This window comes from Pseudomonas sp. GL-R-26, assembly GCF_019947365.1.
Taxonomy (GTDB): domain Bacteria; phylum Pseudomonadota; class Gammaproteobacteria; order Pseudomonadales; family Pseudomonadaceae; genus Aquipseudomonas.
Genome location: NZ_JAGYGI010000011.1, coordinates 99280 through 114415, shown reverse-complemented (window position 1 = coordinate 114415; position 15136 = coordinate 99280). Strand labels below are relative to the sequence as shown.

Here is a 15136-nt window from a genome sequence, read left to right as displayed (position 1 = left end):
ACCGCCGATGCGTCTGTTCGTGCAAGGCGCGCTCAAGGAGGGCGAGCTACTCCTGATTCAGTCGGTTTTTCGCCTCGATCCATTGCGCCATGTATTGAGTGCTCTTGTGCTGGTGATGACGCAGCATGCTGCCGGTAAAGTTATCTCGTCTGATGTTGACCATATCCCGTTGGCAATCGACCAGCCGCTGGATCAAGGCCGGGCCATGAACGGATTTGCGGTAGCGGCCGGCAAGCAGGGTTTGTCCGTGCGCCTGGGCATCCTGCCAGCGAGTCTTGTCGTTGTGCAGTTGCACGGCATGATCGGCGAACTCACGTGCCGAACGGGTCACTGCACCGGGCCATGCCTCTTCGCCATGCATCGCCTCGGCGCCGACTGGCGTCGTCACATTCGGTGTGCCACAGAGCATCGCATCGACAATCTTGCCTTTGATTCCCGCGCCAAAACGCAGAGGCGCCATGCAAACCCGCGCCGACGACATGACTTGCAAGGCGTCTTCTGCCCAGTTCATGACATGAAAACCCTGGGCCGGGTTATGCAGGGCAGTCGCCTTGGGTGGTGTGTAGGCACCATAGATATGCAATTGAGCGCCGGGTATCTGCTCGCGAATCAGCGGCCAGATAGCGGTTTTCAACCAGAGCACCGCATCCCAGTTGGGTGCATGGCGAAAGTTACCGATATGTAGAAAGTGTGCCCGGTCTTCAAAGGGTACCGGCGCACGAGTCGGAACATCGACCATCAACGGGCACCAGTGCAACAGGGAGCGGGGAAACCGGAACTGCTCGGCCAGCAATTCGATTTCCACTTCGGAAACCATCAGCGTCAAATCACAACGATAAAATGAGGCGATTTCGCGCTTCGCCATATCGGTATTGGCCATGTGTTCAAATTCGTCGCGCGACGCTGGGGCGAACAGGTCGCTGAAGTCATTGTTGTCGTCACTGGCCTTCAAGCGCTCCTTGAGGCGTTGATGCCGACCCTGCCGGAGGCTTTGCAGGTCGCAGCTTTCGAGCACGCGCAAGGCATCGGGGCAATGCTTCTCGACCCTCCAGCCGAACTGTTCCTCCATCATGAATTGATCGAACAGCACGATGTCCGGCGCCAGTTCGCTGATGAATGCGTCGAAACTGCTGTTGTTCAGCTCGATGGGGACTTCGCGAATACCCAACGCTGTCAGGTCTGCGCGTTGCTCGCCGAAGCCTGCCGGGCTGCTGAACGTGATGTCCCAGCCATGTTCCAGGAAAACCTCGAGAATCTGCATGACATGCCCGCTGGCCGCGGAAGAGCGGGGCTCGGGCCAGACGTAACCAATGACCAGGACTTTGGTTGCGCGGGGCTCAATCATGTACAGGATTTCCTTGAAGCGAAGACAGGGCAGGGACGAAAAAGCCGCGCATTAAACCACAGCACAGCGCAGGGTCACCCGAGAATGCCTTTGACCATGTCGCGCAACTGATCAATGGAGAAGGGTTTGCCGATCACGTGCATGTCGACAGGCACTTCGATGTTTTCGGCATAACCGCTGGCGAACAGGATGGGCAGGTCGGGGCGTAACGTGCGGGCGAGGGTGGCCAGTTCGCGGCCGTCCATGACCGGCAGGCCAACATCAGTCATCATCAGGTCAATTTGCTGGCTCACGTCCTTGAGCGTCTCCAGCGCCTGTTCGCTGCCATCGGCTTCCAGCACCTTGAATTCCAGCTCTTCCAGTACGTCGACGATCAGCATGCGCACGATGGCATCGTCTTCGACGACGAGGATGGTGGAGGCGTTGGCGGATGACATAGTCGAATCCCCGAAAAAGATTGGCATTGCCGGGCGCTGGAAATCACCTGACTCTTGCATGAGCAAGTGGCGGATCCCGACAAGTTCCCAATGCGTTGGAAAAAGGATTGGCGGCGCAGGTCAGGCAAGGATAACCCGTGCACTGGAACGGGAGCAGCGGAATGTAGGACCTTGCGCGCAAACATGTCAGAAAATTGGATCAATGTGCCAGTTTTGGGGCAAACTCCTTGCATTCTGACAGTTCGACAAGGCCTGCCCCATGACCTCCGCGTCCTCGGTTGATGAGCAACGATTTCGTAAACTCCTGAGTCGCAACATCAGCCTGCCGTTGGGTCTGGGTCTCATCAGCGCCGTGTTCTTCGTGTCGCTGATCACCTATTTGTTGTCGACGATCCAGTGGGTGGAACACACCGACCGGGTGATCAATAACGCCAATGAAGCGGTGAAGTTGACCGTGGACCTGGAAACCGGGATGCGCGGTTTCCTGCTCAGTGGCGAAGAACACTTCCTCGATCCCTACGAAACCGCCAAGCCGCGCATCGCCGTGGAACTCAACTCCTTGCTCGAACTGACCGCCGACAATCCGGTGCAGACTGATCGCTTGTTACGGTTGCAGGCCTTGCAGCAGGAGTGGACCAACTACGCGCAATCGATGATCGATTTGCAGCGCAGCAACGGCGATTATCGCGCCGTGGTCAAGGCCGGACGCGGCAAACGCCTGACCGATGAAATTCGCAAGCAGTTCGAGGCGGTGATCGACACCGAGCAACAGTTGCGCGCATCGCGCAATGATGAAGTGCGGCGCACCACGATCACGAGCATCAGCCTCTACCTGTTGTTCATAGCCGGGGTCAGCGGGTTGCTGTCGTATGTCGGGCGCCGCGATTTGTTGACCCTGTCGCAGAACTACAGCGTCAACCTTGCCGCCCAACAGGCCAGCGCCCATCACCTGGAGCAGCAGGCCTGGCTGCGCAACGGCCAGACCGAGCTGGCCGAGCAAGTGCTGGGGCAATTGAGCCTGAACATGCTGGGTCGCAACATCCTGCAATTCTGCGCGCAGTACCTGGGCACCGCCGTGGCGGCCATTTATGTGCGCGAAGACCACGGCGGCCTCAGGCGCATCGCCACCTACGGTTTTTCCCGTGAGCAGGAGGATCGTGAACAGCAGATCTACAGCGACGAAGGCATTGTCGGCCAGGTGGCGCAGCAGGCACGGCTGATTCGCCTGGACGAGGTCCCGGGGGATTACTTCAAGGTCAGCTCGGGCCTCGGTGACGGTTTGCCCCGCAGTGTGCTGGTGGTGCCAACCAGCGACGACGAGCGGATCAATGGCGTGATCGAGTTGGGCTTTCTGCGTCCACTGACGGACCGTGACGTTGAATTGCTTGAGCTGATAGCCGGCAACATCGGCACCTCGATCGAGGCGGCACGCTATCGCCAGCGTTTGCAGGAGGTACTGGCCGAAACCCAGCAACTCAACGAAGAATTGCAGGTTCAGCAGGAAGAACTCAAGACCGCCAACGAAGAGCTTGAAGAGCAGTCGCGGATTCTCAAGGAGTCCCAGGCTCACCTGGAAACCCAGCAGGTGGAGCTGGAGCAGACCAACGAACAACTTGCCGAGCAGGCAGAAGTACTGGCCGAGCAACGCGACGCCATGGATCTGAAGAATACCGAACTCAATCAGGCCCAGATCCAGCTCGAAGATCGCGCAGTAGAATTGCAGCGCTCGAGCAAGTACAAGTCCGAATTCCTCGCCAACATGTCCCATGAGTTGCGTACGCCGCTCAACAGCTCGTTGATCCTGGCCAAGTTGCTGGCGGAAAACCCGGAAGAAAACCTCACTGCCGAGCAGGTCAAATTCGCCGAGTCGATCTACTCCGCCGGCAATGACTTGCTCCACCTGATCAACGACATTCTGGATATTTCCAAGGTCGAGGCCGGCAAGCTGGAGATCCATCCAGAGAACACCAGCGTCGCCCGGCTGGTGGATGGCCTGCGCGGCCTGTTCCAGCCATTGGCCACGGACAAGCAGCTGGATTTCCAGGTGGATGTGCAGGGCGGTGCGCCGCTGATGCTGTTCACCGACCGCCAGCGCCTGGAGCAAGTGCTCAAGAACCTGTTGTCCAACGCCGTGAAGTTCACTGAAAGCGGCAGCGTCGGCCTGTCCGTCGCCACGGCGCCGAATGACGGCATCGTGTTCAGCATCCGCGATTCCGGAATCGGCATCGATGTGGATCAGCACGAAAGCATTTTCGAAGCGTTCCGTCAGGCCGATGGCACCACCAATCGGCGTTACGGCGGCACCGGGCTGGGCTTGTCGATTTCCCGTGACCTGGCGGCCTTGCTCGGCGGCTCCATCAGTGTGACCAGCACGCCGGGGCAGGGCAGTGTGTTTACCCTGGTCTTGCCGCAGCAGTACGTGGAACCTGGCGAAGTGCCTGTCGAACCGATGCGAGCCGCTCCTGCGGCAGCGCCGAGTGTATTGCCGCCTACGTTGTCGCCTTTGGTGGCCGAAGTTGACATTCCGCGTTTCGACGACGATCGCAACAAGGGGCCGTTCACCACCCGCTGCATTCTGGTGGTGGAGGACGAGGCGAACTTTGCGCACATCCTCTACGACCTGGCCCATGAACTGGGTTATCAATGCCTGGTGGCCCACGGTGCCGACGAAGGCTACGAACTGGCCAAGGCGTTCATCCCCGATGCGATCCTGCTGGACATGCGCCTGCCGGATCATTCCGGCCTGACCGTGCTGCAACGCCTGAAGGAACACGCCGAAACCCGGCACATCCCGGTGCATGTGATTTCGGTCGAAGACCGGGTCGAGGCGGCGATGCACATGGGCGCCATTGGCTATGCGGTCAAACCGACCACCCGCGAGGAACTCAAGGACGTGTTTGCACGCCTCGAGGCCAAGTTGACCCAGAAGGTCAAGCGCGTGCTGCTGGTCGAGGACGACGACTTGCAGCGCGACAGCATTGCCCGCCTGATCGGCGACGATGACATCGAGATCACCGCCGTTGGCCTGGCTCAGGAGGCGCTGGACCTGCTGCGCACGTCGGTCTTCGATTGCATGATCATCGACCTCAAGTTGCCGGACATGCTCGGCAATGACTTGCTCAAGCGCATGTCCACCGAAGACATCTGCTCCTTTCCGCCCGTTATCGTCTATACCGGGCGCAACCTGACCCGGGATGAAGAGGCCGAACTGCGCAAGTATTCGCGTTCGATCATCATCAAGGGCGCACGCTCGCCAGAGCGGTTGCTGGATGAGGTGACGCTTTTTCTGCACAAAGTCGAATCACGGTTGTCCCATGAACGGCAGAAGATGCTCAAGGTCGCCCGCAGCCGCGACAAGGTCTTCGAAGGCCGCAAGGTGCTGCTGGTGGATGACGATGTGCGCAACATTTTCGCCCTCACCAGCGCCCTGGAGCATAAGGGCGCAGTCGTGGTCATTGGCCGCAACGGCCGCGAAGCGATTGAACGACTCAATGAGGTGCAAGACATCGATCTGGTGTTGATGGACGTGATGATGCCGGAAATGGATGGCTTTGAAGCCACCGTTGAAATCCGCAAGGACCCGCGCTGGCGCAAGCTGCCGATCATCGCGGTGACGGCCAAGGCCATGAAGGACGATCAGGAGCGCTGCCTGCAGGCCGGCGCCAACGATTACCTGGCCAAGCCCATCGATCTCGATCGCCTGTTTTCGCTGATTCGCGTGTGGTTACCGAAGATGGAACGGATCTAGTGGAGGGCAGTTTTTCAGTGGAGCGAAACAGCGAAATCGAACTGCGGTTGTTGATCGAGGCGATCTACCTCAAGTACAGCTACGATTTTCGAGATTACTCCGGCGCTTCGATCAAGCGCCGGGTCAACCATGCGTTGAGCCAGTTCGAGTGCAACACCATCTCGGCATTGCAGGATAAGGTCCTGCACGACCCCGCCGCGTTCATGCAACTGCTGCAGTTGCTGACCATTCCGGTTAGCGAGATGTTTCGCGACCCCTCGCACTTCCTGGCCATCCGCAAGGAAGTGGTGCCGCTGCTGCGAACCTACCCCTCGATCAAAGTCTGGATCGCCGGATGCAGCACCGGTGAGGAGGTGTATTCGATGGCCATTCTGTTGCGCGAAGAGGGCCTGCTGGACCGCACGATCATCTATGCCACCGATATCAATCCGCGCTCGCTGGAAAAGGCCAAGCAAGGGATTTTCTCGATGGAGAACGTCCGCGCCTACACTGCTAATTATCAGCAGGCCGGTGGCCAGAGTTCGTTTGCCGACTACTATACGGCGGCCTATGGGTACGCGATTTTCGACAAGACCCTGCGCGAGAACGTGACCTTCGCCGATCACAGCCTGGCGACGGACAGCGTATTTTCCGAAACCCAATTAATTTCATGTCGTAACGTACTGATTTATTTTAATAAAAAACTTCAAGATCGGGCATTCGGACTGTTTCATGAGTCCCTCTGCCATCGCGGTTTTTTGGTACTGGGCAGTAAGGAAACCCCGGATTTCTCAGCCTTCGGCGATCAGTTCGAACCGTTGGTCAAACAAGAACGGATCTATCGAAAATCATGAACAGTGCAACGAAGTTGCCGGCGATCGAAGCGATCGTGATCGGTGCCTCCGCCGGTGGCGTCGAGGCGCTGTTGAACATCCTCGGCCCGCTGCGCGAAGGCTTCGCACTGCCAATCATTGTCGTGCTGCACATGCCGGACGAGCGCCGCAGCCAGCTGGCGGACGTGTTCTCTCGCCGGGTTGCCCTGCCGGTGCTGGAAGCGTGCGACAAGACCCCGGTCAAAGCCGGCACACTGTATTTCGCCGCGCCCGGTTATCACCTGTCGGTGGAGCGGGACCGCAGCTTTTCCCTGAGCCTGGAGCCTCGCGTGCATCATTCGCGACCCGCCATCGATTACCTGTTCGAATCGGCCGCCGATGCGTACGGCGCCAATCTGGCGGCGGTACTGCTCACCGGCGCCAACCGCGATGGCGCGCGCGGCCTGGCCCTGGTCAAGCAGCGCGGTGGCCTGACCATCGTGCAAGACCCGCAAGAGGCTCAGGTCGCCACCATGCCCCAGGCCGCCCTGGAGATGCACCAGCCGGACCACATACTTCCTGTACGTGGCATCGGCCGTTTGCTTGTCGAACTGGAACGAATCGCATGCTGAGTAATATCAAGGCCAAACTGCTGATCGTGGACGATCTACCGGAGAATCTGCTGGCGCTCGAAGCACTGATCAAGCGTGAGGACCGCATCGTCTACAAGGCCCTTTGCGCCGACGAAGCCTTGTCCCTGTTGTTGCAACACGAATTCGCCTTGGCCATCCTCGATGTGCAGATGCCCGGCATGAATGGCTTCGAGTTGGCCGAGTTGATGCGTGGCACGGAAAAGACCAGGAACATCCCGATCGTTTTCGTCAGCGCCGCCGGGCGTGAACTGAACTACGCGTTCAAGGGCTATGAAAGCGGAGCCGTGGACTTCCTGCACAAGCCGCTGGACATCCAGGCGGTCAAGAGCAAGGTCAGTGTGTTCGTCGACCTGTATCGCCAGAGCAAGGCGATGAAGGAGCAAGTGCTGGCCCTTGAGCAAAGTCGCCGCGAACAGGAGACCCTGCTCAAGCAACTGCAAAGTACTCAACTGGAACTGGAGCAGGCGGTGCGCATGCGCGATGACTTCATGTCCATCGTCGCCCACGAAGTGCGCACGCCGCTCAACGGACTGATCCTTGAAACCCAGCTACGCAAGATGCACCTGGCCCGGGACAACGCCGCCGCGTTTACCCTGGACAAGATGCACGCGATGGTCGACCGCGACGAGCGGCAGATCAAAAGCCTCATCCGCTTGATCGAAGACATGCTCGATGTCTCGCGCATTCGCACCGGCAAGTTGTCGATCCGTCCGACGCGCGTTGACCTTTCGACGCTGGTTCACGACGTTTTGCACAACTTTTCCCAGCAGATCGACGCCGCCGAGGCCTCGGTCTCGCTCGATGCCGCGCAACCGGTGATCGGAAACTGGGACGAGTTTCGTATTGAACAGGTCATTTCCAACCTGTTGACCAACGCCTTGCGCTACGGAGCCAAGAGCCCGATCTCGGTGAAGGTCTACAGTGAAGGTGGCCAGGCGCTGATGGACGTGCAGGATCAAGGGATCGGCATCAGCGAGGCAAATCAGAAGCGGATCTTCCAGCAGTTCGAGCGGGTATCGGCCAAACACGCCGTCGCCGGTCTGGGCCTGGGGTTGTTTATTTCAGAACAGATTGTGGCCGCCCATGGCGGTACTATTACCGTCCAGAGCAGGATTGGCGAAGGCGCCTTGTTTCGCGTTTGTCTGCCGCTGTAGGAAAACAGCCAGGTAAACGCAACCTCTGATCGACCCCACGGTCGTATCAGCAGCAATTGACCGAACAAAGGCTTCCCATGAGCGAAGATGCACAAGATGTAGTACTCGTCGTCGAGGACGACCCCTCGATTCTGATGGTGCTGTCCGCTTATCTGTCGGGCGAAGGTTACCGCGTGTTGCAGGCCGAAAACGGCGAACAGGCTTTCGAGATCCTGGCGAGCAAACCGCACCTGGACATGATGATCACCGACTTCCGCCTGCCCGGAGGAATCTCCGGCGTGCAGATCGCCGAGCCCGCCGTGAAGCTGCGACCGGAACTCAAGGTGATTTTCATCAGCGGCTATGCCCAGGAAATCCGAGAAACCGACAGCCCGATCACACGCAAGGCGCCGATCCTGGACAAACCCTTCGATCTGGATAAATTGCAGGAATTGATGCAGGACATGCTTTCGTAAGCGTTCAGACCCTGATCATCTCCCTGACCTTCGCCGTCAACAGGTCGAAGGTAAACGGCTTGGTGATCATCTGCATGCCCGGATCGAGGAACCCACCGCGCACCGCGGCGTGTTCGGCGTAGCCGGTGATGAACAGCACCCTGAGATCGGGCCGCAGTTGCCGACCGATTTCCGCCAGTTGCCGGCCATTCATGCCGGGCAGCCCGACATCGCTGATCAGCAGGTCGATGCGCTGAGCCGAATCGAGTATCGGCACCGCGCTATCGCCATCACAGGCCTCGACGTAGGCATAACCCAGATCGCTCAACACCGTGCTGACCAGCACCCGCACCGCCGGATCGTCCTCGACGATCAACACCGTCTCGCCATTGTTGGCGAAAGGTGAATGTTCGACGTCCAGTGGATGGTCCCGGGGCAGGTCACCGCCAAAGCGCGGCAGAAACAGACTCACCGTGGTGCCTTTGCCCACTTCGCTGTGGATGGCGACGTGACCTCCAGACTGTTTGCTGAAACCATAGATCATCGATAACCCCAGCCCGGTGCCCTGGCCGATGGGCTTGGTGGTGAAGAAGGGGTCGAAGGCGCGGTTGATGGTGCTTTGCGGCATGCCACAGCCGGTGTCGGTGACGCTGAGTACCACGTAGTCACCCGCATCGAGATTGCTCTGGCCTTGAGTGAAGTCCTCGTCAAAGTGCTGGTTGGAGGTCGAGACCAGCAGCTTGCCGCCATCGGGCATGGCATCGCGGGCATTGATCACAAGGTTGAGCAGGGCGCTTTCCAGTTGATTGGGGTCGGCTTCGGCCACCCACAGCTGTTCGTCCAGTTGCATGTCCAGGCAAATGGTTTCGTTGATGCTGCGTTGCAGCAGTTCATCCATGGAGATCACCAGGCTGTTCATCTCCACGGGTTTGGAGTCCAGCGACTGGCGCCGGGAAAACGCCAGTAGGCGGTGCGTCAGGCCTGCCGCGCGGTTGGCCGACGTCACCCCCAGGTCGATCAGGCTGTCCAGGTCTTCGGTTCGCCCCCGGGCCAGACGTCGACGCAACAACTCCAGGCTGCCGATGATGCCGGTCAGCATGTTGTTGAAGTCATGTGCGATGCCGCCGGTGAGCTGGCCGACGGCTTCCATTTTCTGCGACTGGCGCAGCACTTCTTCGTTGTGGCGCAGTTGCGCGGTGCGCTCCTCCACCTGCTGTTCAAGGGTTTCGAGGGTGTTTTGCAGGCGCAATTTGCTTTGGCTCAGGTCAATCAGGCGATCCCTGGCTTCGTACTGTCGTCGTCGCCCGCGCAAGGCGGTGGTGGCCAGACTGATCAGTGTGACCGGGTGAAAAGGCCGTTCAAGGAAGGTGACGTTGCCCAATTGCGCGCCGAAGCATGATGCCGGGTTCTGTTGCGGGCCACGATGGTTTGTCATCAACACGATCGGCAGGTCCGACCACGTGGGCTGCTGTTCAATCAGGCGGATCAGCGGTTCGAGATCAGCACCCAGCAGCGCCTCGGAAGAGATCAGCAGCAGGCCGGCACCCTGTTCCAGCTCGGCGCACAATCCCGGCAGGTCGCGACTGATCACCCCGTGGAGCCCTGCCTTTTTGAGCATCATCAAGGCAATCTGGCCGTCGCGCCCCCGCGGTGCAAGGATGATGGCGCGTTCGGGTGTCGCTTGTACGGCCTTCACGGGATATTGTCCAGTTGCCATCCATGGGACAAGGCGTCCTGGCGGAACTCGCCTCCCTGTAAACACACACGACCACGGGACAATCCGCCGTTGAGGATATCGTCCAGACCTTCGATACCGGTGGCGGCCTTGGCTCGGTTCAAATCGTTGGATAGAGACAAACAAGCGTCCTCATATGGCCAGGGTCAACGAGGCTGCCATTGCGACGTATGGCAATAGGCTGCCTTTTCACTTGACCCCTGGCCAGGACGACGGTTCAACGAAATTTCAGTCGGGGTCAAAGCCCTTGTTGCAACGCCGGATCATCGGGGTTCATCTGTTCGAGTTGGGCCAACAGGACCTGCACGTTTTGCAGCTGCCCGCTTTCCTTCCAGTAATTGATCAGCAGCACCCGAGCCTTGCGATCGTTGGGATGTCGCTGAACGACTTCCTGCAACTGTTTCTGCGCCGCTTCGAGCTCCTGCTCACCGTGCAACGTGGTGGCCAGGTCGTAGCGGTAATCGCGGTTATTGGGCTCAAGTTCGACGGCCTTGGACAGGCCGAGCAGGGCGAATTCGCTTTGCTCGTGATGCAGCAGCCAGAGCCCCAGGGCATGTTGCAGGTAGGCGGAGTTGGGCTGTGCCTGCAGTTGCCTGGCCAACAGTTGCCGGGCGGCGTCGTTTTGGCCCTGTTTATCCAGCACTTCGATTTGCAGCACCAGCGCCGGCAGGTTGTCCGGCGCCAGACGCAGGGTGTTGTCCAGCGCCTGTTGCGCTTCCTTGAGTTCGGCGTTGTGCAAATGCAGTCGGGCCAGCTGGTATTGGTTTTCAGCGCTTTGTGGCTCGCTCCTGAGCACTTGCTCCCAGGCATCGATGGCTTGTTCCAGCGGCCCGAAATACAAACCCAGGTCATCCGGGGACAACCCCAGCAGCGCGTTGATGGCTTCCAGCCGCACGCTTTGTTCGCTGTCTTCGAGCAATGGGCCCAGCAGCAGACTGCGCTGACCGTTCGGGACCAGGCCGCTGATGCTCCTGATCGCCGCGATACGTACGTCGGGCGACTCGTTCTGCAAGTCGGCATCCGCCAGCTTCAGGGCCACCGAGCTTGGGTAGTTGGGCAGTTCGGCATGCAACCAGATACGACGCTTGGGGGACAGGTCCGGACGGGCCAATTGCTGATAGAGCACCCGCGCGGCACCCGGTTGACCGGCACGGGCAGCCGCCAGCGCTTCGCTGTAGCCATGCTGGATGGCTTCGGGAACCACCGGGGTGGTATCGCGCAGGGAAAACCACGCAAAACCGATGACGAGCAGGGCGAAGAGGCTGATAAACAGAATGCGGCGGGACTTGGGCATGCAGGAATCCGGAAGCTGGCAAGCTTTTGCAAAGGCGCCAGCTTCGGTCAGGCCAGGCCTTGAGTCAAACCTTGACGACGTTCACGCTTGATTCAAACGGTTGAACAGCCCTTCAGCCGACTATCGATGGACCTGCAGGCTGCGTCGACAGCAAAACCTGTCGAGGCCCCGCAGCAGTGACTACGCTTGCTGGAGGTGTCTCGACGAGTGTTCCCATGCAAGGGTTGTTGCAGTACTTCAAGGCCATGCTCAACCCCGGCCCCGGGGTGTTGCTGTTTGCCCTGCGAACCATCGCGGCCGGGTTGTTGACCCTGTACCTGGCGTTTCTGTTCGACCTGGACCAGCCCAAGTGGTCGATCATGGCTGTGGTCATCATCAGCCAGCCACTGGGCGGCATGGTGCTGGCCCGCAGTTTTGGCCAAGTCATCGGTACCACCACGGGGGCCGTCGTAGCGGTGGCAATCATGGCGATATTTCCCCAGGCACCGTTGCCGTTCATCACCACCCTGGCCCTGTGGCTGGCGCTGTGCACTGCCGGTGGCACGCTGTTGCGCTACACCAGTTCCGGGGCATTCGTACTCAGTGGCTACACCGCCGTGGTCATCGCGTTGCTGGCGATTCCCGATCAGGACGGCACCTTTTTACTGGCGGTGACCCGCCTCACCGAAACCTTGCTGGCGGTTGCCTGCGTGTGCGTGGTCAGCCTGCTCACCGCCAGGCCAGAGGCCGTGGCCCGGGATTACTTCGCCAGGATCGATCAAATCACCCGGTTGCTGGCGACCCACGCCAGCGCCGTCATCCGCACAGAGGAGAGCGAGGCTGACTTCCAACAGCGGCAAATGCAGCTGCTGGGCCAGATCAGCGGCCTGGAGGGCGTGCGTCGACACATGTACTTCGATGCACCACGGTTACGCAGTGCCAACGGTCTGGTGCAACTGCTGGGCAACCAACTGGTGCTATTGACCGCGCGGCTGACTGCCTTGCGCCACCAGCGGCTGCTGTTGACCGAGCGCTGGGAGGGCGAGTTGCCTGAAGAGATTCAACGGCTGCGCGCCGAAGAACTGGCCTTTCTCGATGAGCTGGCGCAAGAGGGGCGTTCGCTGTCCAGTGAAAAGCGCCACCATTTCACCTCGCTGCAACAACGCTTTGATGAGCTCGCCTACAGGGCCGAACAATTGACCGAGCCGCTACCGGCCACCTTGCGCTCGCTGGCCTGGTCGCTGCGCTGGGAACAGGCGCGCCTGCTACAGCAGCTTGAGCAGATTCTGGAATTGAGCGATGCCATCCAGAGCGGGCGTCCGGCCAGCAGCGTGTATCGCGGGCGGGAAAACCCGCTGCACCTGGACTTTACCCTGGCGACCATGAACGCCATCCGGGCCTTTTCCGCACTGTTGATCGCCGGTCTGATCTGGATCGAAACCGGCTGGGACGGTGCCCGAGGCGGGATGGTGCTGTTGGGCATCCTGTGCTCGCTGATGTCGACGTTTCCCCGGCCGCTGCTGGCGGTGCAAAGCTATGCCCGGGGATTCGGGCTGGCACTGGTGGCCTCGGCGCTCCTTCAGTTTCTGTTTGTGCCGATGATCAGCAATTTCGAGATGCTTGCGTTGCTGCTGGTGCCCTTGCTCTACGCCGTAGCGGTGGGATTGGCCAGCCCACCCACCACAGGTACCGGCATTGGCCTGGGGCTCACGACGTTTTTGTTGCTTGGCCCGTTGAACGTAGGGATCGGGCAAAACACCGCCATCCAGTGGTTCGAGTTTGCCGGGGCCTATACCTGCGCGACCGTACTGGCCTTGAGTGTCTATGCGCTGATCTTTCCGTACATGCCGGATTTGCGCATGCGCCGGCTCCACAAAGAGAACGGCGAGCAGGTGTACGCCTTGCTGAAAACCTCGGCGACCGATGAGCAGCAGTTTGCCTTCGAGAGCCGCATGGTTGACCGCCTGACCATGATGCTGGGGCTACTGCCCGCGACCCGGGAGCCACAATCGCGCGAACTGTTTCAAGTCAGCCTGGCCTGCATGGCACTGGGTATTGCCTTGAATCAGCTCAGACAGCAGGGGCAGAACAACGCACTGCTGAGCCCGGATCTGCAAAGTCGCCTGTTTTCGACAGTCCGGGAAACAGGCAGGCTGGTCGCCGGCCGGCCCGGGGTCGAAGTGGCGCTGGTGCTTGATAGCCTTCACACCCTGGGCGACGACCTGGATGCCCTGCATACCGATGTCCATGAGCACTTGTGGTCGGTGTTTCGCATGCGCGTGGCGCTGTTGATCGTGGTCTCGTTCGTCGAACGCTATCGCGGCTACTTTCAACCCTCAGGCCTTGAAGGAGACCCTGTCCTTGCCCATTGATCTGGAAGTGGGTGGTGCCTATCTGCCCCCGATTGCCCAGGCGCTGCTGCTGGGCTTGCCGATTTTCCTGCTGCTGGACTGGACGTTGCGGCGCCTCGGCGTGCTGCAGTTCGTCTGGCACGAGGCGTTGTTCGAAGGCGCGCTGTACGCCTGCGTCTGCGCCACGCTGATTCTGGTCATGGGAGCCTGATGCCTTGAAGAACATCCTTTCCCGACTCTCGACGGTAGCGGTGGTACTGCTGGCCTTCATCCTGGGCTGGTTCGCCTGGGAGCATTACACCCGCGCGCCCTGGACCCGGGATGCCCGGGTGCGTGCCGATGTGGTGACCTTGTCCGCCGACGTTTCGGGGCGAATCGTCAGCCTGGCCGTGCAGGACAACCAGCATGTGAACAAAGGCCAGGCGCTGCTGGAGATCGATCCGGCGCGTTACACCCTGGCGGTGGAGCATTCCAAACGCGCGGTGGAGGTGGCGAAAGCCTCGCTGGGGCAGGCCCAGGCGGCCATTACCGCCAGCGAAGCCTTGCTCAAACAACGCCAGAGTGAGGAGCAGCGTCGGCGCACGCTCAAGGATCGTTCGGCGATTTCCGGCGAAGAGTGGGAGAAGGCCAACACCGATGTGTCTGTGGCCCAGGCAGACCTGCTGCGTAACCAGGCCAATCTGGTGTTGGCCCAGGCCAACGTGCAACTGGCTATAGCGGCCTTGACCCAGTCCGAGCTCGACTTGCAGCGTACCCATGTCGTCTCCCCGGTGACCGGCTATGTCACCAACCTGTTGACCCGGGAGGGCGACTACGCCTCGGCCGGCGGTCCCTTGCTGGCGCTGGTGGACAGTGAATCGTTCTATGTCAGCGGTTACTTCGAAGAAACCAAGTTGCCGCGGATCGGGGAGGGTGATCGGGTCAAGATCGAGTTGATGAGTGGCGAAACGTTCGGCGGCAAAGTGCAGAGCATTGCCTTCGCCATCGCCGACCGGGAAAACCTTCCCGGTGGCCGCCTGCTGGCCAACATCAACCCCAGTTACACCTGGATCAAACTGGCGCAACGGGTGCCGGTGCGGATCGAGATCGATGCCGACTATGCCGGTAAAAACAACCTGAGAGCGGGGACTACCGCCACTGTGACCGTCCAGGAAAACCACAGCTCCAAAGACCAACACTGACCCCCTGTAGGAGCGAGCCTGCTCGCGATGACGG

At 60.0% G+C, this 15136-nt stretch carries 12 protein-coding genes and 1 pseudogene; 8 read left to right on the top strand and 5 right to left on the bottom strand.

What is annotated here, in order from left to right; translation table 11 throughout:
- Positions 1 to 46: 46 nt before the first annotated feature.
- Both KGA96_RS13675 and KGA96_RS13670 read right to left on the bottom strand, forming a co-directional pair.
- Positions 47 to 1345, bottom strand: a complete 1299-nt coding sequence (locus KGA96_RS13675; RefSeq protein ID WP_223464095.1) for a glycosyltransferase — start codon at positions 1343 to 1345, stop codon at positions 47 to 49.
- 74 nt (positions 1346 to 1419) lie between these two features.
- Positions 1420 to 1782 carry a response regulator gene (locus KGA96_RS13670; protein ID WP_046042127.1) on the bottom strand — a complete coding sequence of 121 codons (363 nt, stop codon included), beginning with the start codon at positions 1780 to 1782 and terminating at the stop codon, positions 1420 to 1422.
- Positions 1783 to 2041: 259 nt separating this feature from the next.
- Between KGA96_RS13670 and KGA96_RS13665 the strand changes: the two genes are divergently transcribed.
- The 5 genes from KGA96_RS13665 (at position 2042) to KGA96_RS13645 (ending at position 8583) form a co-directional block, all read left to right on the top strand.
- Positions 2042 to 5530 carry a response regulator gene (locus tag KGA96_RS13665; RefSeq protein WP_223513214.1) on the top strand — a complete coding sequence of 1163 codons (3489 nt, stop codon included), beginning with the start codon at positions 2042 to 2044 and terminating at the stop codon, positions 5528 to 5530.
- A gap of 17 nt (positions 5531 to 5547) precedes the next feature.
- Positions 5548 to 6363 (top strand): CheR family methyltransferase, encoded by an 816-nt coding sequence (locus KGA96_RS13660; RefSeq protein WP_404942364.1) that lies wholly within the window; start codon positions 5548 to 5550, stop codon positions 6361 to 6363.
- Positions 6360 to 6953 (top strand): chemotaxis protein CheB, encoded by a 594-nt coding sequence (locus tag KGA96_RS13655; protein ID WP_046042041.1) that lies wholly within the window; start codon positions 6360 to 6362, stop codon positions 6951 to 6953. Before KGA96_RS13660 ends, KGA96_RS13655 begins: the two co-directional genes overlap by 4 nt.
- Positions 6947 to 8128: a hybrid sensor histidine kinase/response regulator gene (locus tag KGA96_RS13650; protein WP_046042040.1), complete on the top strand. Its 1182-nt coding sequence runs from the start codon at positions 6947 to 6949 to the stop codon at positions 8126 to 8128. Before KGA96_RS13655 ends, KGA96_RS13650 begins: the two co-directional genes overlap by 7 nt.
- Before the next feature lie 77 nt (positions 8129 to 8205).
- Positions 8206 to 8583: a response regulator gene (locus KGA96_RS13645; RefSeq protein ID WP_007970583.1), complete on the top strand. Its 378-nt coding sequence runs from the start codon at positions 8206 to 8208 to the stop codon at positions 8581 to 8583.
- A gap of 4 nt (positions 8584 to 8587) precedes the next feature.
- Here KGA96_RS13645 and KGA96_RS13640 read toward each other — a convergent pair whose 3' ends face one another.
- The 3 genes and pseudogenes from KGA96_RS13640 to KGA96_RS13630 all read right to left on the bottom strand — a co-directional run bounded on the left by KGA96_RS13640 (position 8588) and on the right by KGA96_RS13630 (position 11591).
- The gene (locus KGA96_RS13640) at positions 8588 to 10279 is read right to left on the bottom strand and encodes an ATP-binding protein (protein ID WP_263286975.1); all 1692 of its coding nucleotides are present in this window, start codon (positions 10277 to 10279) and stop codon (positions 8588 to 8590) included.
- Positions 10264 to 10419: pseudogene (locus KGA96_RS13635) on the bottom strand (circadian clock protein KaiC); the annotation flags it as partial. The pseudogene KGA96_RS13635 and the gene KGA96_RS13640, both read right to left, overlap by 16 nt.
- A gap of 116 nt (positions 10420 to 10535) precedes the next feature.
- Entirely contained in the window at positions 10536 to 11591 is a 1056-nt protein-coding gene (locus KGA96_RS13630) for a tetratricopeptide repeat protein (protein WP_046042036.1), read from the bottom strand.
- Between the two features lie 215 nt (positions 11592 to 11806).
- Between KGA96_RS13630 and KGA96_RS13625 the strand changes: the two genes are divergently transcribed.
- Genes KGA96_RS13625 through KGA96_RS13615 form a run of 3 tightly spaced genes read left to right on the top strand, consistent with a single transcriptional unit; the run spans position 11807 to position 15102 of the window.
- Positions 11807 to 13942, top strand: a complete 2136-nt coding sequence (locus KGA96_RS13625; protein WP_046042035.1) for an FUSC family protein — start codon at positions 11807 to 11809, stop codon at positions 13940 to 13942.
- Positions 13932 to 14132 (top strand): DUF1656 domain-containing protein, encoded by a 201-nt coding sequence (locus KGA96_RS13620; RefSeq protein ID WP_032829912.1) that lies wholly within the window; start codon positions 13932 to 13934, stop codon positions 14130 to 14132. Before KGA96_RS13625 ends, KGA96_RS13620 begins: the two co-directional genes overlap by 11 nt.
- A 4-nt stretch (positions 14133 to 14136) precedes the next feature.
- On the top strand, positions 14137 to 15102 hold the full coding sequence (locus tag KGA96_RS13615; RefSeq protein ID WP_046042033.1) for an HlyD family secretion protein: 966 nt from the start codon (positions 14137 to 14139) through the stop codon (positions 15100 to 15102).
- The last annotated feature ends 34 nt before the right edge of the window (positions 15103 to 15136 follow it).

Excerpts from the sequence above, each read along its gene's own strand:
- KGA96_RS13640 (WP_263286975.1), bottom strand. The coding sequence starts at position 10,279 with ATGGCAACTGGACAATATCCCGTGAAGGCCGTACAAGCGACACCCGAA.
- KGA96_RS13675 (WP_223464095.1), bottom strand. The coding sequence starts at position 1,345 with ATGATTGAGCCCCGCGCAACCAAAGTCCTGGTCATTGGTTACGTCTGG.
- KGA96_RS13665 (WP_223513214.1), top strand. The coding sequence starts at position 2,042 with ATGACCTCCGCGTCCTCGGTTGATGAGCAACGATTTCGTAAACTCCTG.
- KGA96_RS13650 (WP_046042040.1), top strand. The coding sequence starts at position 6,947 with ATGCTGAGTAATATCAAGGCCAAACTGCTGATCGTGGACGATCTACCG.
- KGA96_RS13670 (WP_046042127.1), bottom strand. The coding sequence starts at position 1,782 with ATGTCATCCGCCAACGCCTCCACCATCCTCGTCGTCGAAGACGATGCC.
- KGA96_RS13645 (WP_007970583.1), top strand. The coding sequence starts at position 8,206 with ATGAGCGAAGATGCACAAGATGTAGTACTCGTCGTCGAGGACGACCCC.
- KGA96_RS13655 (WP_046042041.1), top strand. The coding sequence starts at position 6,360 with ATGAACAGTGCAACGAAGTTGCCGGCGATCGAAGCGATCGTGATCGGT.
- KGA96_RS13625 (WP_046042035.1), top strand. The coding sequence starts at position 11,807 with ATGCAAGGGTTGTTGCAGTACTTCAAGGCCATGCTCAACCCCGGCCCC.
- KGA96_RS13630 (WP_046042036.1), bottom strand. The coding sequence starts at position 11,591 with ATGCCCAAGTCCCGCCGCATTCTGTTTATCAGCCTCTTCGCCCTGCTC.